Annotated in this window: 17 protein-coding genes; 13 read left to right on the top strand and 4 right to left on the bottom strand. The window is 63.8% G+C overall.

Annotated elements, in window-relative coordinates; all coding sequences use genetic code 11:
* Nucleotides 1-25 precede the first annotated feature (25 nt).
* Nucleotides 26-421, bottom strand: coding sequence for a group II truncated hemoglobin (locus L6639_RS24485; protein WP_237864188.1), 396 nt, complete (start codon nt 419-421; stop codon nt 26-28).
* Nucleotides 422-423: 2 nt separating this feature from the next.
* On the bottom strand, nt 424-1,332 hold the full coding sequence (locus L6639_RS24480) for a helix-turn-helix transcriptional regulator (protein ID WP_237864187.1): 909 nt from the start codon (nt 1,330-1,332) through the stop codon (nt 424-426).
* 122 nt (nt 1,333-1,454) lie between these two features.
* Here L6639_RS24480 and L6639_RS24475 point away from each other — a divergent pair, with 122 nt between their 5' ends.
* The 5 genes from L6639_RS24475 (at nt 1,455) to boxB (ending at nt 7,774) form a co-directional block, all read left to right on the top strand.
* Entirely contained in the window at nt 1,455-2,996 is a 1,542-nt protein-coding gene (locus tag L6639_RS24475; RefSeq protein WP_237864186.1) for a benzoate-CoA ligase family protein, read from the top strand.
* A gap of 150 nt (nt 2,997-3,146) precedes the next feature.
* Nucleotides 3,147-3,965: an alpha/beta fold hydrolase gene (locus tag L6639_RS24470; protein ID WP_237864185.1), complete on the top strand. Its 819-nt coding sequence runs from the start codon at nt 3,147-3,149 to the stop codon at nt 3,963-3,965.
* An 18-nt stretch (nt 3,966-3,983) separates the two neighbouring features.
* Nucleotides 3,984-4,508, top strand: a complete 525-nt coding sequence (locus L6639_RS24465) for a DUF309 domain-containing protein (protein WP_237864184.1) — start codon at nt 3,984-3,986, stop codon at nt 4,506-4,508.
* A 112-nt stretch (nt 4,509-4,620) separates the two neighbouring features.
* Nucleotides 4,621-6,309 carry a 2,3-epoxybenzoyl-CoA dihydrolase gene (gene boxC / locus L6639_RS24460; protein WP_237864183.1) on the top strand — a complete coding sequence of 563 codons (1,689 nt, stop codon included), beginning with the start codon at nt 4,621-4,623 and terminating at the stop codon, nt 6,307-6,309.
* A gap of 13 nt (nt 6,310-6,322) precedes the next feature.
* Complete coding sequence (gene boxB / locus L6639_RS24455) at nt 6,323-7,774, top strand: benzoyl-CoA 2,3-epoxidase subunit BoxB (protein ID WP_237864182.1); 1,452 nt, start codon at nt 6,323-6,325, stop codon at nt 7,772-7,774.
* Between the two features lie 169 nt (nt 7,775-7,943).
* On the opposite strand, the gene L6639_RS24450 is transcribed toward boxB, so the two are convergent.
* Complete coding sequence (locus L6639_RS24450; RefSeq protein ID WP_237864181.1) at nt 7,944-8,744, bottom strand: SDR family oxidoreductase; 801 nt, start codon at nt 8,742-8,744, stop codon at nt 7,944-7,946.
* A gap of 85 nt (nt 8,745-8,829) precedes the next feature.
* Nucleotides 8,830-9,888, bottom strand: a complete 1,059-nt coding sequence (locus L6639_RS24445; RefSeq protein ID WP_237864180.1) for a polysaccharide deacetylase family protein — start codon at nt 9,886-9,888, stop codon at nt 8,830-8,832.
* Nucleotides 9,889-10,055: 167 nt separating this feature from the next.
* On the opposite strand from L6639_RS24445, the gene L6639_RS24440 reads away from it, so the two are divergent.
* The 8 genes from L6639_RS24440 (at nt 10,056) to pstC (ending at nt 18,580) form a co-directional block, all read left to right on the top strand.
* Nucleotides 10,056-11,450, top strand: coding sequence for an OmpA family protein (locus tag L6639_RS24440; protein WP_237864179.1), 1,395 nt, complete (start codon nt 10,056-10,058; stop codon nt 11,448-11,450).
* Nucleotides 11,451-11,452: 2 nt separating this feature from the next.
* Nucleotides 11,453-11,749: a hypothetical protein gene (locus tag L6639_RS24435; RefSeq protein ID WP_237864178.1), complete on the top strand. Its 297-nt coding sequence runs from the start codon at nt 11,453-11,455 to the stop codon at nt 11,747-11,749.
* A 122-nt stretch (nt 11,750-11,871) separates the two neighbouring features.
* Entirely contained in the window at nt 11,872-12,462 is a 591-nt protein-coding gene (locus tag L6639_RS24430) for a TetR/AcrR family transcriptional regulator (protein WP_237864177.1), read from the top strand.
* Nucleotides 12,459-13,391, top strand: coding sequence for a haloalkane dehalogenase (locus L6639_RS24425; RefSeq protein ID WP_237864176.1), 933 nt, complete (start codon nt 12,459-12,461; stop codon nt 13,389-13,391). The genes L6639_RS24430 and L6639_RS24425 overlap by 4 nt, the downstream gene beginning before the upstream one ends.
* Before the next feature lie 499 nt (nt 13,392-13,890).
* Entirely contained in the window at nt 13,891-14,949 is a 1,059-nt protein-coding gene (locus tag L6639_RS24420; RefSeq protein WP_237864175.1) for a lysylphosphatidylglycerol synthase domain-containing protein, read from the top strand.
* A gap of 35 nt (nt 14,950-14,984) precedes the next feature.
* A complete protein-coding gene (locus L6639_RS24415) occupies nt 14,985-16,277 on the top strand; it encodes an ATP-binding protein (protein ID WP_237864174.1) in 1,293 nt (430 codons plus the stop codon).
* Nucleotides 16,278-16,427: 150 nt separating this feature from the next.
* Nucleotides 16,428-17,441, top strand: a complete 1,014-nt coding sequence (pstS, locus tag L6639_RS24410; RefSeq protein ID WP_237864173.1) for a phosphate ABC transporter substrate-binding protein PstS — start codon at nt 16,428-16,430, stop codon at nt 17,439-17,441.
* Nucleotides 17,442-17,590: 149 nt separating this feature from the next.
* The gene (gene pstC, locus L6639_RS24405; RefSeq protein WP_237864369.1) at nt 17,591-18,580 is read left to right on the top strand and encodes a phosphate ABC transporter permease subunit PstC; all 990 of its coding nucleotides are present in this window, start codon (nt 17,591-17,593) and stop codon (nt 18,578-18,580) included.
* Nucleotide 18,581 lies beyond the last annotated feature (1 nt).

Below are 18,581 nucleotides of genomic sequence, written 5' to 3'. Positions count from 1 at the left end.
GTAAGGCTTCGCCCGGTGAGCGGCCTCACGTCCGGTTGCGCATCCAGTCGGCGAGGCCCGATATCGCGCGATCGAGGTCCTGCCGCGCAGCGGCGTCAGTGACGGTCTCCTCCATCGCACCGCGCATGCAGAGCAGCCACGCGTCGCGCTCGGCGTCGCCAATGGCAAAGCCAATGTGGCGCTGGCGGAGCCGCGGATGGCCCTTCTCAGGAGTATAGAGTTTGGGACCGCCGGTCCATTCGGTGAGATAGCGCTTCAGCACGTCCCTGATCAGCCCGAGATCGTCCGCATGCATCGCGCGGATGATTGTCGCCTCCGGCAGCGTATCCATGCGGTCGTAGAAGCGGTCGACCAGCCGGTCGATCGTGGCACTGCCACCGATGCGCTCGAACATGGAGGTGGTGACGTCGCTGTCAGTCATCGCTACAGCGCCACGCTGCGCAGCCCAAAGCTGCGCGCTTCGTTCTGCAGCACCGGCCGTACCGCATCGATCAGACGTGCGGCTGCCGCATCGACCGACAATCCCGCCGTATCCACCACCGCCGTCGCGCGCGCATAGAGCGGCTCGCGGCTGAGCAGGATGTTGCGCAGTTCGGCCATCGCGGAGCGGTCGTCCGCCATCGGGCGCAGATCGCCTTGGCGGCGCACGCGGGCCATGTGCTCTTCCGGCTCGGCCTTCAGCCAGATCGTGTAGAACGACGTCAGGATCTGGTCGAAGGTCAGCGGCTCGGAGACAATGCCGCCGCCGGTCGCCAGCACCATCAGCTCGTTGCGGGCAAGCAGCTGCTGCAAGGCTGCTTGCTCCATGCGGCGAAAGCCTTCCTGGCCGTACAGCGCAATGATCTCGGCGACCGAGAGGCCGTTCTGCTGCTCGACCTCCTTGTTGAGCTCGACAAAGCTCCAGCCGATTTTCCTCGCCAGCATCCGCCCGAGCGTCGATTTGCCGGCCCCGCGCAGGCCAATCAGCGCGATGCCGCAGAACGGCGCGCGTCGCGGCGCAGTTGCGCTGCCCCCAGTGAGCAGATCTTTTGCTTGCGCAATCTGCGCCGGCGTCGCCTTGCGCAGGAGGTCGCGAAACATCTGCCAGTCCGGCGTCGGATCGGCCGAGGGCAGCAGGTCTTCGAGATGGGCGCCCATCGCATCGGAGACGCGTCGCAAGAGCACGATAGAGACATTGCCCTTGCCGCTCTCGAGCTGCGCGATGTAGCGCTCCGAAATTCCTGATACCTTGGCGAGCACTTTTCGCGACATGCCGCGCAGCGCGCGCATGGTGCGCACGCGCTGGCCGAGTTGTTCGAGAAAGCGGGATTCGGCGTCGGGACTGTCGGTCATGGGGCTTCTTTACAGGAGGTCCTGCGGCGCGCTTTAATGAAACATAGTGCCTGCTGCCATTGACAGCAAGCCGTCACAGTGTCTTTCTATGAATTATAATTCTAAATTCGGGGGAGACGACCGTGAGCGAGGGATCCTACAACGCGGTGACCTGGCTGCTCGACCGTAACGTCGAGGAAGGCAGGGGAGGCAAGCTCGCCTTCGACGACACCGTCTCGCGGCTCACCTATGGCGAGCTCCAGCAACAGACCTGTCGCACTGCCAACATGCTACGCCGGCTCGGCGTCCGCCGCGAGGAGCGCGTCGCGATGATCATGTTGGATACGGTCGATTTCCCGATCGTGTTCCTGGGCGCGATCCGCGCCGGCATCGTGCCGGTGCCGCTCAACACGCTGCTGACCGCGGATCAATACGCCTACATCCTCGCCGACTGCCGCGCGCGCGTGCTGTTCGTCTCCGAAGCGCTCTATCCCGTCATCAACGACGTCGTCGGCCGCATGCCTGATCTCGAGCATGTCGTGGTCTCCGGCGCCAAGCAGAACGGCCACAAGCAACTCGCAGAAGAGATCGCAGGCGAGAGCGATCAGTTTGCCACCGCTGCAACGCATCCGGACGAGCCCGCGTTCTGGCTCTATTCGTCCGGCTCGACCGGCATGCCAAAGGGCGTGCGCCACATCCATTCGAACCTGCAGGCGACCGCAGACACCTACGCCAAGCAGGTGCTCGGCATCCGCGAGAGCGACGTTTGCCTGTCGGCGGCAAAACTGTTCTTCGCCTATGGCCTCGGCAATGCGCTGACGTTCCCGATGTCTGTTGGCGCCAGCGTGATCCTCAACAGCGAGCGTCCAACGCCGGCGCGCATGTTCGACCTGATGAACAGGTTCAACCCGTCGATCTTCTACGGTGTGCCGACCTTGTTTGCGGCCATGCTCAACGACGAGACGATGAAGAGCGAGCGCGGCAGCAAGGCTCTGCGCATCTGCACCTCCGCCGGCGAGGCGCTTCCCGAGTCCGTCGGCAACAGCTGGAAATCGCGCTTCGGCGTCGACATTCTCGATGGCGTCGGCTCGACTGAGCTGTTGCACATCTTCCTCTCGAACGCGCCCGGCGACATCAAATACGGCTCATCAGGCAAGCCGGTGCCGGGCTATGCAGTGCGGCTCGTCAACGAGTCTGGACAGGACGTTGCCGACGGCGAGGTCGGCGAGCTCCTGGTCGATGCGCCCTCCGCCGGCGAGGGCTACTGGAATCAGCGTCACAAGAGCCGGCGCACGTTTGAAGGCCCCTGGACCCGCACCGGCGACAAATATGTCCGCGACGCCGAGGGCCGCTACACCTTCTGCGGCCGCGCCGACGACATGTTCAAGGTCTCCGGCATCTGGGTCTCGCCGTTCGAGGTCGAGAGCGCGCTGATCACGCATCCCGCGGTGCTGGAAGCCGCCGTCGTGCCCGAAGCCGATCCGGAAGGCCTTTTGAAGCCGAAAGCGTTCGTCGTGCTGCGCCCGGGCGCAAAGACGACGGATTTGCAGGAGATGCTGAAGGAGCACGTCAAGCAGAAGATCGGCCCGTGGAAATATCCGCGCTGGATCGACGTGGTGGATTCGCTGCCGAAGACCGCGACGGGCAAGATCCAGCGGTTCAAGCTGCGGGAAGGCACGAATTGAGCAGTTACGTCATTCCGGGGCGCGCGAAGCGCGAACTACGGTGCGCACTTGCGCACCTGAGAATCTCGAGCGATGAACTGCAATCTCCAGATTCCGGATCAACTCGTTTTGCGAGTTGTCCGGAATGACGGGAGTGAATGGATACAGGGCATGACCAATCTCACCCCTACCGGCTTCCTCAGCATCAACGGCGCCAGCCTCGAATACATCTGGCTGGCACCACAGGTCGCCGATGTGCCCACCATCGTCATGCTGCACGAAGGCCTCGGCTCTGTTGGCCTCTGGAACGATTTCCCCGAAAAGCTTCAGCAAGCGACCGGCGCCGGTATCTTCGCCTATTCGCGCGCGGGCTACGGCCAGTCGAGTCCGGTCGCGTTGCCGCGGCCGCTCGATTACATGCACCGCGAGGCGCTGGAGGTGCTGCCGAAGGTGCTCGACGCCATTCCTTTCAAGCGCGGCCTGCTGCTCGGCCATTCCGACGGCGGCTCGATCGCGGCGATTTACGCGGGGTCACATCAGGATCATCGCCTGCAGGGCATCGCGCTGATTGCGCCGCATTTCATCGTCGAGGACATCTCGGTGAAGTCAATCGCCGCGATCAAGTCCACTTATGAGACCACTGACCTCAAGGCCAAGCTCGCGCGCTGGCACAAGGACGTCGACAACGCCTTCTACGGCTGGAACGGCGCCTGGCTCGACCCGAAATTCCGCGACTGGGACATCTCGGAATATCTGGCCTATATCCGCGTTCCCGTCCTGGTCGTGCAGGGAAGCGATGACCAATATGGGACATTGCGTCAGGTCGAAATCGCGCAGGAAGAGTGCTACTGTCCGGTAGATTTGAAAATTATTTCAGACGCGGGCCATTCCCCGCATCGTGAAGCGCCAGGGGTGACGCTTGACGCGATTGAGCAATTTGCAAGAGCGGCCCTGCGCGACGATCAGGGACTTCGGGGACACGCTGCATGACCATGCGAAGGCACATCCATGAATGTGCCTTCACATGCGGGCAGCCCGCTGCCATGGCCGCGATGGGCCTATGTGCCGGGCGAGACCGGCGCGGTCGATGCGGATTACGAGACGCTTGATTTGGCCAAGGCGCTGGTGCCCTCGGCCTTCCGCGGCTATGTGCCGGCACGCCATCCGGCGCTCCGCTATGGGCTCGCGCTGAACGACCGCGGCTATTTCTGGGAATCCCAGGAGGTGCTGGAAGCGCTGTGGGCGGCGGCTCCGCAAGGCGGCCGCGAGCGCATCCTGCTGCGGGCCTGTGTCCATGTCGCCAACGCCAACTTACGGCTGCGCATGCAAAAGGCGCATTCGGCCGCGCGCCTGTTCGGCGAGGCGCTCGCCGAGCTGCGGACGCTGAGCGCGCGCAAGGTGGCGGCTAGTGGCGACGGCTTTGTCGAGAGCTTTCCGGTGCCGGCGCTGACGGCGCTGCTCCAGGCCAAGCTCGGCCGCACCGAGCTCACCAAGGCCGACTGGATCGCGCTGGGCGCTGTCGTGCGATCTTAGGCGCCTTCATGAAGCAAAGTGCATATCTTGACCAATAAGGGCTAGACGCGCACCTAAATGTGCACTATTGTGCATCTAACGTTAGAAACCAAGACGAGCTCAAGGGTGGCCCATGGCCGGCGAAGATCGACGCCTCGCAGGCGGCGCGACATTCATCGATTTCCAGACCGAACCGTCCCGCTACAAGCACTGGAAGCTTGCGGTCGACGGTGACGTTGCGACGCTGACCATGGACGTCGACGAGAATGGCGGCCTGTTCGAAGGCTATCTGCTCAAGCTCAATTCCTACGATCTCGGCGTCGACATCGAGCTTGCGGACGTTGTGCAGCGGCTGCGCTTCGAGCACCCTGAAGTGAAGGTCGTGGTGATGCGCTCGGCCAAGAACCGCGTGTTCTGCGCCGGCGCCAACATCCGCATGCTCGCGGGCTCGACCCATGCGCACAAGGTGAACTTCTGCAAATTCACCAACGAGACCCGCAACGGCATGGAAGATTCGTCCGAGAATTCCGGCCAGCGTTTCATCACGGTGGTGAACGGCTCGGCCGCTGGCGGCGGCTATGAGCTGGCGCTCGCGACCGACCACATCATCCTCGCCGACGACGGCGCCTCGGCCGTGGCGCTGCCCGAAGTGCCGCTGCTCGCAGTGCTGCCCGGCACCGGTGGCCTCACCCGCGTCGTCGACAAGCGCAAGGTGCGCCGCGACCACGCTGACTTTTTCTGCACCATCGAGGAAGGCGTGAAGGGCAAGCGCGCCGTGCAATGGCGCCTCGTCGACGAGATCGCGCCGAACTCCAAGCTGGAAGCCAGGATCGTCGAGCGCGCCAAGGAGTTCGCCGGCAAATCAAAGCGCGCCGGCAGCGGCAAGGGCATCGCGCTCTCTCCGCTCAAGCGCGTGATCGACGAGACCAGCATTCGCTACGGTTTTGTCACCGTCGATATCGATCGCGCCGCGCGCATCGCCACCATCTCGATCAAGGCGCCGGAAGCGGCACCGCCCGCCGACATCGACGGCATGATGGCGCAGGGCGCATCATTCTGGCCGCTGCAGGTGGCGCGCGAGCTTGACGACGCCATCCTGCATCTGCGCATCAACGAGCTCGAGATCGCGATGCTCGTCTTCAAGAGCCATGGCGACCGCGCCCATGTGCTCGCGTCCGACGCGTTCCTCGAAGCCAACAAGGCACACTGGCTGGTCAACGAGATCAGGCATTACTGGAAGCGCGTGCTCAAGCGCATCGACGTCACCTCGCGCACGCTGGTGACGCTGGTCGAGCCGGGCTCGTGCTTTGCCGGCACGCTGGCCGAGCTCGTCTTCGCCGCCGACCGCTCCTACATGCTGATCGGCACCCGCCAGGGCGACAATCAGCCGCCGCCCTCGATCGAACTGTCGGCGATGAACTTCGGCCCCTATCCGATGAGCCACGGCCTGACGCGGCTTGAATCGCGCTTCCAGGCCGATCCCGCTGATGTCGAGCGCGCGGAAGCCACGCTCGGCACCAGCCTCGACGCGGAACAGGCCGAAGAGCTCGGCCTCGTTACCTTCGCGCTCGACGACATCGATTGGGACGACGAGGTTCGCGTGTTCCTGGAGGAACGCGCCAGCTTCTCGCCCGACAGTCTCACCGGCATGGAAGCGAGCCTGCGCTTCGTCGGCCCCGAGACCATGGAATCAAAGATCTTCGCGCGCCTCACCGCCTGGCAGAACTGGATCTTCCAGCGCCCCAACGCGGTCGGCGAGGAGGGCGCGCTGCGCCGCTATGGCAGCGGCCAGAAGCCGAAATTCGATATGACGAGAGTTTAAGGAGCGCGCGGCCATGAACATGAACATCATGAACGTCGACTACTCGACCAAGATTCCGAACAACGTCAATCTCGCCGAAGACCGCCAGGTGCTGAAGGCGCTGGAAGGCTGGCATCCGGGCTACATGGATTGGTGGAGCGACATGGGGCCGGAGGGCTTCCAGGAATCGCTGGTGTACTTGCGCACCGCCTATTCGGTCGACCCGCGCGGCTGGGCCAAGTTCGACTATGTCCGTATGCCCGAATATCGCTGGGGCATTCTGCTTGCGCCGCAGGAAGAGAACCGCGTCGTGCCCTTCGGCGAGCATTACGGCGAGCCGGCCTGGCAGGAAGTCCCGGGTGAATATCGCGCCATGCTGCGCCGCCTGATCGTAATCCAGGGCGACACCGAGCCGGCTTCCGTCGAGCAGCAGCGTCATCTCGGCAAGACCGCGCCCTCGCTCTACGACATGCGCAACCTGTTCCAGGTCAATGTCGAGGAAGGACGTCACCTCTGGGCGATGGTCTATCTGCTCCAGAAATACTTTGGCCGCGACGGCCGCGAGGAAGCCGACGATCTGCTCCGCCGCCGCTCCGGCGATGCGGATGCGCCGCGCATGCTGGGCGCTTTCAACGAGGCGACGCCGGACTGGCTGTCCTTCTTCATGTTCACCTATTTCACCGATCGCGACGGCAAGATGCAGCTGCACTCGCTGGCGCAATCGGGCTTCGATCCGCTGTCGCGCACCTGCCGCTTCATGCTGACCGAAGAAGCGCACCACATGTTCGTCGGTGAGACCGGCATCACCCGCGTCGTGCAGCGCACCTGCGACGCCATGCGCGAGGCCGGCATCACCGATCCTACCGACGTCGCCAAGGTCCGCGCACTCGGCGTCATCGATCTGCCGACCATCCAGAAGAAGCTGAACCTGCACTACACGCTGTCGCTTGATCTGTTTGGCTCGGAAGTCTCGACCAACGCGGCCAATGCCTTCAACACCGGTATCAAGGGCCGCTATCACGAGACCCAGATCGACGACGATCACCAGCTGAAGAATTCGACCTATCCGGTGCTCAAGCTGATCAACGGCGAGATCAAGCTGGTCGACGAACCCGCGCTGACCGCGCTCAACATGCGCCTTCGCGACGATTACAGCCAGGATTGCGTCAAGGGCATGCTGCGCTGGAACAAGGTGATCTCGACCGCCGGCTATGATTTCAAATTGGCGCTGCCGAACGTCGCGTTCCACCGCCATATCGGCGAGTTCAAGGACGTGCACGCCACGCCCGACGGTATCCTGATCGACAATGCCACCTGGGCCAAGCGCCGGGACGATTGGCTGCCCTCGACGGCCGACGGTGACTTCATCACCTCCTTGATGCAGCCCGTCACCGAAACCGGCAAGTACGCCTCCTGGATCTCGCCGCCGAAGGTCGGCATCGACAACAAGCCGGGCGATTTCGAGTACGTCAAGATCGAGTCGTAAGGGTCAGGAACGAACGCTCGCGCAACGAAGACTGTCATCACCCGCGAAAGCGGGTGATCCAGTATTCCAGAGACAGCAGAGATAAATCGAGAAGCCGCGGCGTGCTGGATGCCCCGGTCAAGCCGGGGCATGACAGGGGCATGTGACGCGCCACTCTGAAACCCGCCCCTTACCCCGCAATCTCCAATCCCGCATTCGCATACACCACACCGCCATCGACCGCGATGGTGTTGCCGACCACGTAATCGCCCGCACGTGAGGCGAGATAGATCGCAACGCCCGCCATATCCTCGTCGGTGCCGACGCGCCGCGACGGAATGCGTTTGGCCACTTCGTCCGAGTGATCGCGCGCGGCGCGGTTCATGTCGGACTTGAACGCTCCCGGCGCGATCGCGGTAACGTTGATGTTGTCTTTGATCAGCTTCGTCGCCATACGCCGCGTCAGATGGATCACGGCAGCCTTGCTCGCGGCGTAGGAATAGGTCTCGCCGGGATTGACGAAGATGCCGTCGACCGAGGCGATGTTGATCACCTTCGCCGGACGCTCGTGCGAGGCAGCCGCGCGCAACGGCTTTGCCAGCGCCTTGGTCAGGAAGAACAGCGACTTGACGTTGAGGTCCATCACCTTGTCCCAGCCGCTCTCGGGGAATTCGTCGAATTCCGCGCCCCAGGCCGCGCCCGCATTGTTGACGAGGATGTCGAGCTTCGGCTCGAGCTTGATGATTTCGCCGGCGAGCCTGTTGCAGCCTTCAACGGTCGAGATGTCGATCGGCAGCGCGATGCATTCGCCGTCATACTGCGCCGAGAGCTCTTTCGCGGTGGCTTCGCACGGCCCGGCCTTGCGCGCGGTGATGTAGACCTTCGCTGCGCCAGCGCCAAGGAAGCCGGCCGCGATCATCTTGCCGATGCCGCGTGAGCCGCCGGTCACGAGTGCGATACGGCCTTTGAGCGAAAACAAATCGTTGGACATGATACCTCCCTTGAGTTGGCGACGTTTTGAGCGCCGCGGGGAGGGGAGTCAACTCGGTGTTGCCCGGGCGAGGCCGGGACAACAGTCAAGCGGCGGCAAACCGGCGAAAACCATTCCACATCGCGGTCGCGGCGCCCGAGGTCAGCACCGGCAGGATGCGCGCATCCTGGTAATTTCCGTTGAGCGAAACGCGCGGCAACGCGGTCATGTGATCGGCGTTCTCGGCGAACAGCATGCCGGGCCGTGTCGTCACCGCGGTCTTGAAGGCAGCGGATGCGGCCAGTGCGAATTCGCGCGTTCCTGCCGCTTCGCGGTCGCCATAGGGGTAAGCGAGGTGCAGCACCTCGCGCTCCAGCGCATGCTCGATCCGCACGCGGCTCACCGCCATCTCCTGCGTGGCGATCTCCTCGCTCAGCTTGGCGAGATTGCAATGGCTGATGGTGTGGGCGCCGATCGTGACGAGCGGATCGGCCGCGAGCCGCTTCACCTCGTCCCAGGACAGGCAGAGGCCGCGGCATAGCGCTTCCATGTCGACACCGTGCGCGGCGCAGAGCGCCTCGATCTCGCGCTTCAGATCGTGCTCGCCCGGCAGCGCGCGCAGCCAATCGTGCAGGCGATCGAACGTCGCCTGCTTTGCGGCCGGCGTGCTTGCATCGAGCCGCAGCGCGGAATGGCCGATTGTGACGTCGACCCGCTCGGCCTTGGCGATGACGGCTTCCAGCGCGGTCCACCACAATCGTCCCGTGCCTTCGGCGAAGTCGCTGGCGACATAGATGGTTGCGGGCGCGTCAAATTCGCGCAGCACCGGCAGGGCATGGTCACGGTTGTCGCGATAGCCGTCGTCAAGGGTGAAGGCGGCGAAGCGGCGCTCGAACCGGCCCTGAATCAGCCGTTCGTGCAGCTCGTCCATGCTGACGATGTCGATCTCGCGCGAGCGCAAATGGCGCAGCGTCGCGCGCAGGAAGTCGGGGGTCACCTCGAGATGCCGGTTCGGCTGGAACGCGCCCTCACGGGCCGGCCGAACATGGTGCAGCATGAAAATGGCGCCGACGCCCGACAGCAGCGGACGCAGCAGGTGATGCGCGCCGCTGAAGTAGAGTGCTCCCAGCCCGGCGCGAATGACGTTGTTACGGAGTTGTTTCATGACCGGCTGGCCGACCCCTGGGCATTCCGCCCCCAATGTAGGGAATGACCCTTGAAGAAAAAGTTATTCCAATTGTTTCACGGGTGGCCCCGGAAACGGCCCCATTTCCGGTTTGACAGCCTGCCAAGGGTTTGTTTTGTCTCCGGTTCCAGAGTTCGGGTCGTCGAATGCAGATGCTTTTCACGTGGGCCAGCAAATGGTGGCCGGGGCTGATTCCCCTGGCCGTCATGTGGGGATTTGCGGCCTGGAATAACACCTTGCCCGTCGAGGCCGACCTGTCGGCCCGCAGTTCGGCCGCGCTCAAGGATACCGTCCTGGACAAGACCCGGATCGCTGTGGACGGCCGTGACGTCAGCCTGGCCGCGGACGCCTTCTCCGAGGAGGGTCGCCGCGACGCCGTGACGACGGTCGAGCTGGTTCCCGGCGTTCGGCTGGTCGACGACCAGACCCGCCTTGTTCCCGAAGCAAAGCCATTTGTCTGGAACGCCGAGCGTGACGTGGTGCGGGTGACCCTGTCGGGCTCTGCGCCGCTGCCGTCGATGAAGGCGCGCCTCACCGAGGCCGCACGAAAAGAGGTCAATGGCGGCGAGGTCGCCGATCAGATGGGGCTCGCCCGCGGCGCGCCTGCGCGTTTCGAGGCGGCGGCGATGCTGCTGCTCGACCAGATCGGAAAGCTGAAGGACGGCAAGATCACGATCTCCGACACCAAGGTCAATCTGTCGGGCATGGCGCGCGACCTCGGCGGCCGCGAGGCGATCGCCGCCGCGCTCAAGAACCTGCCTGAGGGCTTTTCGATCGCCGCCAACGAGATCAAGGCGCCGCCTTACATCTTCCAGGCTTACAAGGATCCGGTTGCCGCCACGGTGACGCTGACCGGCTATGTGCCCGACAACAGCGTGCACGCCGCGATCGCGACCAGCGCGTCGCGGAAATTCTTCACCGAGAAGGTGGTCGACAATCTCAAGGCCAGCATCGGCGCGCCTGCTTCGTTCAACACCGCGGTTGTCGCAGCGCTCGGCGCGCTGTCGCGGCTGTCGACCGGCACGCTCGTGGTCTCGGATCGTGAGGTGAAGCTGTCGGGCGATGCGCTCTATGAAGGCGCGGCCAACGACATCCGCGCCGGCCTCGGCAAGGATTTTCCAAAGACCTGGCTGTACAAGCCCGAAATCACCGTAAAGCCCGCAGCAGGGCCGGTCGACGGCACCGTCTGCCAGCAATTGTTCTCGGAGCTCTTGGCCAAGGGCAAGATCCGGTTCGAGTCCAAACGCGCCGACATCGATCCCGACTCCGCAGGCGTTCTCGATCATCTGATCGAAACCGCACTGCGCTGCCCCACCACCAATATCGAGGTCGCCGGCCACACCGATGCCGACGGCGAGGACTCGTTCAACCAGGCGCTCTCCGAGAAGCGCGCGCAGGCGGTGATCGACTATCTGGTCAAGGCCGGCCTGCCCGCGGACCGTTTCACAGCGGTCGGTTATGGCAGCACGCAGCCTGTCGCCGGCAACGACACCGACGACGGCAAGGCGCAGAACCGCCGCATCGAATTTCTGGTGAGATGATCATGCCCTATCTTGTCTCGTTCCATATGGGCTGGCTGATCGGCTCGCTGCTGCTGGGCTTCTGCATGGGCTGGATCTCGGTGGTCCAGCGCGGCAATGGCACCTCGAAGGTGACCGCGCGCTGGCTTGCCGTGCTCGTCGCGGGCCTGGTCGCGGCCTCGTTCGCGCATGTGGTGCCGGGCCGCTTCGGCTATTGGCTCGACCTCGGCCTCGTCATGTTCGCCTGCTATCTCGTTGGCTGCACCATCGGCGCGTGGCTGCGCTATTGGGTTGTCTCGCGCAGCCAGCCTGCGGCCTGAAACGCCAGCCCGTCGCGGGGCGGTCGATCATCCCAGATCCGCTACCGACTGATTGGCAACCAGATTGCCGCAGACGCAAGACGCCGCTTGACAATAATACGTACGTACGTATTATTTTGCTCATGCCCAAGCCATCACTGAAAGACGCCATCCTCGACGCCGGCCTCAAGGTTATGTTCCGGACCGGCTATCACGGCACCAGCGTGCGCGACGTCACCGCTGCGGCGGGCGCGCCGCAGGGGTCCTTCACCAACCATTTCCGCTCCAAGGAGGCATTTGCCTCCGAGGTGCTCGATCGCTATTTCGACGTCACCCGCGGCCTCGTCGCCGAGGCGCTCGAGGACACCTCGCTGACGCCCCGCGCGCGCCTGCGGCGCTATCTCGACATCATCACCGGACGCCTTGAGGCCGACGGCTATGGCCGCGGCTGCCTGATCGGCGATCTCAGCCTGGAGGCATCAGGCAGCAGCGAACTGCTGCGTGCGCGCCTCGCAGCGATCTTCACTGAATGGCGCGCCCCGTTCGCCGCCTGCATCAGGGATGCGCAAGCGCGCGGCGAGATCGCATCCGATTTCGAGCCCGATGAGCTTGCCGACTTCCTGCTCGCGTCCTGGCAGGGCGCGATCCTGCGCATGAAGGTCGACCGCAATCCCAAAGCGCTCGAACGTTTCAAGACCATCGCATTCCAAACCGTGTTCAGGGAGCCGACATGACCAAGCCGATCGACATCGAGATTCGCAAAGCGTCCGTCCTCGGAAGCCACATGGCCTATCGCGAGACTGGCGCGGAAGGCGCGCCCGTCGCGCTGTTCCTCCACGGCAATCCGACCTCCTCACACATCTGGCGCAACATTTTGCCGCTGGTGTCACCGGTCGCGCATTGCATCGCCCCCGACAACATCGGCTTCGGTCAATCCGACAAGCCCGACATCGCCTACCGCTTCTTCGATCTTGTCCGCTATCTCGATGCCTTCATCGAAGCGCGCGGCATCAAATCGGCCTATCTCGTCGCGCAGGACTGGGGCACGGCGCTCGCATTTCATCTCGCCGCGCGCCGGCCCGATTTCGTGCGCGGCCTCGCCTTCATGGAATTCATCCGTCCGATGCCGACCTGGCAGGACTTCCACCTCACCGAGGTCGCGGAAGAGCAGGACCATGCCGAGGCGGCACGCGCGGTCTTCCGCAAATTCAGGACGCCGGGTGAAGGCGAAGCGATGATCCTCGAGGCAAATGCCTTCGTCGAGCGCGTGCTGCCCGGCGGCATCGTGCGCAGGCTGAGCGAAGCGGAGATGGCACCCTATCGTGCGCCATTCCCGACGCCGGAGAGCCGCCGTCCCGTGCTTGCGCTTCCGCGCGAACTGCCGATCGCCGGTGAGCCCGCCGACGTCTACGCTGTGCTCGAGTCCGCGCATGCGGCGCTGGCCGCGTCGTCCTATCCGAAGCTGCTGTTCACCGGTGAGCCCGGGGCGCTGGTCGCGCCGGAATTTGCCGAGCGGTTCGCAGCGTTCCTGACGCACTGCGCGCTGGTTCGCCTCGGCGCCGGGCTGCACTTCCTTCAGGAGGATCACGCTGAGGCGATTGGCCGCTCTGTCGCCGGCTGGATCGCCGGCATCGAAGCGATACGCCCGCAGCTTGCGGCCTGAGGCAAACGCTACCTCCAAGCAACATGCTTGTCGCGGCTACCCTGGCGGGCGGCCGCGATGACGTCTGTTATGTCGCAGTGCAACCCGATGACCGGGAGCGAGGCGTAGGCCACGTCGTCGTGTGCCTCGCAGCCGGCCCCCTCTTTCAACAGGCGGATGCGGTCCATAGATTGAGATCGACTTAAGGCGTGACGGAACATTGTCCGGTCGAAATCATCAAAACTTCACGGCGACTGCGCAGGATTGCCATGGAGATTCGCGTCAGCCTTGCCGCCGAAAGCGCCAAACCGTGCATCATGAGCTCGCAAGCCTGCCTAAAATATTGAAGGCACGTGATTTTGTTCGCATTGGCGAATTCCACTCCGCTTCAAAACGCGCTAGTGGAGGGACGGGGGGCATACGCGAGACCGGAGCCGACGGCGAGGGTTCGTCGAGTGCCATTGCGTCGTTCGCCTGTTCGCCGGCCATTCTGGCCGCTGAAGCGTTGTTCGAGGTCTAGATGCTGGAAGCCATACGCAGGGCGATGACGTTGCTGCGCCAGAAGCAAATCCTGCATAAGCTTGGAGTTGTGATCAGCGTCGCGGTCATCGGCATCGCTTGCTATGTGCTCTTTCACATGCTGCGCGGCATCGACACGAACGAGGTGATCGAGGCGATCAAGAGCACCGAACCGCGCCAGATTGCGATGGCCGCGTTGTTCGTCGCCGCGGGCTATTTCACGCTGACCTTCTACGATCTGTTCGCCGTGCGCGCGATCGGACAGTCCCACGTGCCGTACCGTATCAATGCGCTCGCAGCCTTCACCAGCTATTCGATCGGCCACAATGTCGGCGCCAGCGTCTTCACCGGCGGCGCCGTGCGTTATCGCATCTATTCGGCCTATGGCCTCAACGCGATCGACGTCGCGAAAATCTGCTTCCTGGCCGGCCTCACCTTCTGGCTCGGCAATGCGGCCGTGCTCGGCCTCGGCATCTCCTATCATCCGGAGGCGGCCGCCGCGATCGACCAACTGCCGCCCTGGTTGAACCGCACCATCGCGATGATGATCATCGTGGCGCTGGTTGCTTACGTGATCTGGGTCTGGACCCAGCCGCGGGTGGTTGGGCGCGGTCCGTGGACCGTAGTGCTGCCGGGCGGCCCGCTGACGCTGCTGCAGATCGCCATCGGCATCATTGATCTCGGCTTCTGCGCGCTCGCGATGTACGTGCTGGTGCCCGACGAGCCCAATCTCGGCTTCGTCGTGGTCGCAGTCATCTTCGTCTCGGCGACGCTGCTCGGCTTCGCCAGCCATTCGCCCGGGGGACTAGGGGTCTTCGACGCCGCCATGCTGGTCGGGCTCTGGCAGATGGACCGTGAGGAACTGCTCGGCGGCATGCTGTTGTTCCGGGTCCTCTATTATCTGTCCCCTTTCGTCATCTCTGTAATCTTGCTGACGTTTCGGGAGGTTATCATCGGTGCCCGATCGAAACGTTTGCAGCAGGCGGCGCTCAAGCTCGACCCAGGTCCACCGCCCAAAGCCGCTTATGTGAGAAAGCGCAGCGACGGCGGCGGCGCCTGACCGGCGCAACGCGAACATAGGAGAAGCCCGGCCCGATGGCGATCGACGCCCCCTCGTCTCCCACGGTGCAGCCATGGTCCGACCGGCTGCGGCACTCGACCATCATCCTGATCGCTGCGGCACTGGCGCTGTCGGTCGTGGTTTCGCTCGGCGAGTTGTCGGTGCTGCGGGCGGTGACGGTGTTCCTCTGCATCGCCGCGGCGGCGCTGATCCCTTGGCGGCTGCATGATACCTCCGCCTCGCGCGAGGACGTCAGGCGCGTCAATCCGGTTGAAGGCGCCGCGGTGGCCGCGGTTGTCGCCGGTATGCCGGATCCCGCGGTGCTGCTCGACCGCGCCGGCCGGGTCATCCATCTCAACGCGGCCGCCGCTCAGCTAGCGCCTGCGCTGCGCAAGAACGAGCTCGCCCAGTTCGCGCTGCGCTCGCCGGAAATCATCACGGCGCTGCGCGAGTCGATTGCCACCACCGAGCCGCGGCGCGCGACCTATCTCGACCATGTTCCGGTCGACCGCTGGATGGAGCTGATCATCACCCCGGTGCCGGTCCCGACCAATTTCGGCGGCGCCGACAAATGCATGCTGATGACCTTCCACGACCAGACGCCGCTGCGCCGGGTCGAGGAGATGCGCGCCGACTTCGTCGCCAATGCCAGCCATGAATTGCGCACGCCGCTGGCCGCGTTGTCCGGCTTCATCGACACGCTCCAGGGCCAGGCCAAGGACGATCCCAAGGCGCGCGAGCGCTTCCTCGGCATCATGCACAACCAGGCGACGCGTATGGCGCGCCTGATCGACGACCTCCTGTCGCTGTCACGGGTAGAGCTATCGGCGCATGTGCGGCCCGACACCTTGGTCGACCTCTTGCCGATCATCTTCCAGGTCGCCGACGGGCTCGAGCCGCTGGCGCGAGAGCGCCAGGTCGAGGTCGAAACTCATTTGCCCGACGGCCCGGTCATGATTGCCGGCGACCGCGAGGAACTGCTCCGCCTGTTCGAAAACCTGATCGAAAACGCGCTCAAATATGGCGCCTCCGGCGGACGCGTGATCGTGTCGCTGACGCTGCCTGCGCCCGCCGATGCAATTCAGGAAATCCGGGTCATGGTGCGGGATTTCGGCCCCGGCATTGCGCCCGAGCACCTGCCGCGCCTGACCGAGCGGTTCTACCGGGTGGACGTCGGCGACAGCCGCTTGCAGGGCGGCACGGGACTCGGATTATCGCTGGTGAAACATATTCTTAACCGTCACCGCGGCCGTCTTTTAATCGAAAGCGTGCCCAAGCAGGGTGCGACGTTCACCGCCTGTTTCCCCCAGGCTAAGACTTTAGTTTAGGCGATAAAGCAAAGTGATTTCAATCGCTTAGTGCCGTCATCCGACTGTCACGAAACCTTCGTAAAAGCTCAGCCGACCGCTCCTAAAGGGGCGGCACGGGGAGCGCGATCGGGCGCGGATGGCGCTTCGCTCCCCTGTATGGAGACCAGCATGAATTTCCTCAAGACTATCGTCGCTGCCGGCTTGGTCGCCGCAACGACGACGACGGCTTTCGCCGCCGACATCACCGGCGCCGGCTCGACCTTCATTTTCCCCGTCCTTTCCAAGTGGGCCGACGCTTACAAGAAGGAATCGGGCAACGGCGTTAACTACCAGTCGATCGGTTCCGGTGCCGGCATCAAGCAGATCCAGGCCAAGACCGTGACCTTCGGCGCGACCGACGCTCCGTTGAAGGCGGATCAACTCGTGAAGGACGGCTTCGCCCAGTGGCCGATGGTCATGGGCGGTATCGTCCCGGTCGTTAACATTGAAGGCGTGAAGGCCGGCGAACTCGTCCTCGACGGCGCCACCCTCGCCGACATCTTCATCGGCAAGATCACCAAGTGGGACGACGCTGCGATCAAGAAGCTGAACCCGAATGCCAAGCTGCCGTCGGATGCGATCTCGGTCGTTCACCGCGCGGACGGTTCGGGCACCACCTTCAACTTCACCAACTATCTGTCCAAGACCAGCGCCGACTGGAAGAGCAAGGTCGGTGAGGGCACCGCCGTCGAGTGGCCGGTTGGCGTCGGCGCCAAGGGCAACGAAGGCGTTGCCGGCAATATCGCCCAGACCAAGAATTCGGTCGGCTACGTCGAATACGCCTATGCCAAGCAGAACAAGCTGACCTACACCAAGATGGTCAACAAGGCCGGCAAGACCGTCGACGCGACCAACGAGGCGTTCCAGGCCGCCGCGTCCAACGCCGACTGGACCAGCGCTCCGGGCTACTACCTGATCCTCACCGACCAGCCCGGCGACAAGTCCTGGCCGATCGTCGCGACGACTTTCGTGCTGATGCACAAGGACGCCACCGACAAGGCCGCGTCGCAGGAAGCGCTGAAGTTCTTCAAGTTCGCCTTTGAAAAGGGTGCGAAGTCTGCCGAAGAGCTCGACTACATCCCGATGCCCGACAACGTCGTGAAGCTGATCGAGAAGACCTGGTCGGCCGACATCAAGAGCTAGGCTCTTTGCTCTCTGGACGCAGTGCGGCCTCCAATGGCCGCATTGCGCGCCATACGACGTTTCGGTCCCGGACTGACTTTGCGCTGTGTCCGGGGCGCGAGATCAACCAGAAGCGTATATCATTGGTACAGGGGATCGGCGTGGCAGATATGGCTGTCGAGAGCAATGTGATTGATGCCGCCGGTCCGTATGATCGCGCCAAGGCTTTGAGCGCGTTCAAGCTCGGCGACGTCACCTTCTACTGGATCACGCGCCTCAGCGCGATTTCGGTTCTCCTCATTCTCGGCGGCATCATCATCTCGCTGATCATCGGCGCCGTCCCGGCGATGAAGGAATACGGCTTCGCATTCCTGTGGACGCAGCGCTGGGCCCCGTCGGCGGATCCGCCCGTACTCGGCGCGCTCGGACCGATGTACGGCACGCTCGTCACCTCCTTCATCGCGATGCTGATCGCCATTCCCGTCGGTCTCGGCATTGCGATCTTCCTCACCGAGCTGTGCCCGCAATGGCTGCGCCGTCCGATCGGCATGGCCATCGAGTTGCTCGCGGGCATTCCCTCGATCATCTACGGCATGTGGGGCTTCTTCGTACTGGGGCCGTTCCTGGCCAACACCTTCCAGCCCGTCATGATCAAGATCTTCGACGGCATCCCGGTCCTGGGCGCGATCTTCGCAGGTCCCCCGTCCTATCTCAGCCTGTTCAACGCCGCGCTGATCCTCGCGATCATGGTGCTGCCCTTCATCACCTCGATCTCGGTCGACGTGTTCAAGACCGTGCCGCCGGTGCTGAAAGAGGCCGCCTACGGCGTCGGCTGCACCACCTGGGAAGTCGTCCGCAGCGTCGTGATCCCCTACACCCGCGTCGGCATCATCGGCGGTGTCATGCTGGCCCTGGGGCGCGCCCTCGGCGAGACCATGGCCGTGACCTTCATCATCGGCAACTCGTTCCGCATCTCGTCATCGATCTTCGCGCCGGGCACCACGATCTCGGCGGCGATCGCATCCGAATTCGCCGAGAGCGACGGCCTGCACCAGTCCGGCCTGATCCTACTCGGCCTGTTGCTGTTCGTGCTGACGTTCTTCGTGCTCGCCGGCGCCAGGCTGATGCTGCTGCGCCTGGAAAAGAAGGCGGGGAAGTAAC

Source organism: Bradyrhizobium zhengyangense, from assembly GCF_022012555.1.
Taxonomy (GTDB): Bacteria; Pseudomonadota; Alphaproteobacteria; order Rhizobiales; family Xanthobacteraceae; genus Bradyrhizobium; species Bradyrhizobium zhengyangense.
The sequence above is the reverse complement of the archived record's forward strand: the minus strand, read 5'-3'. Positions and strand labels throughout refer to the sequence as shown.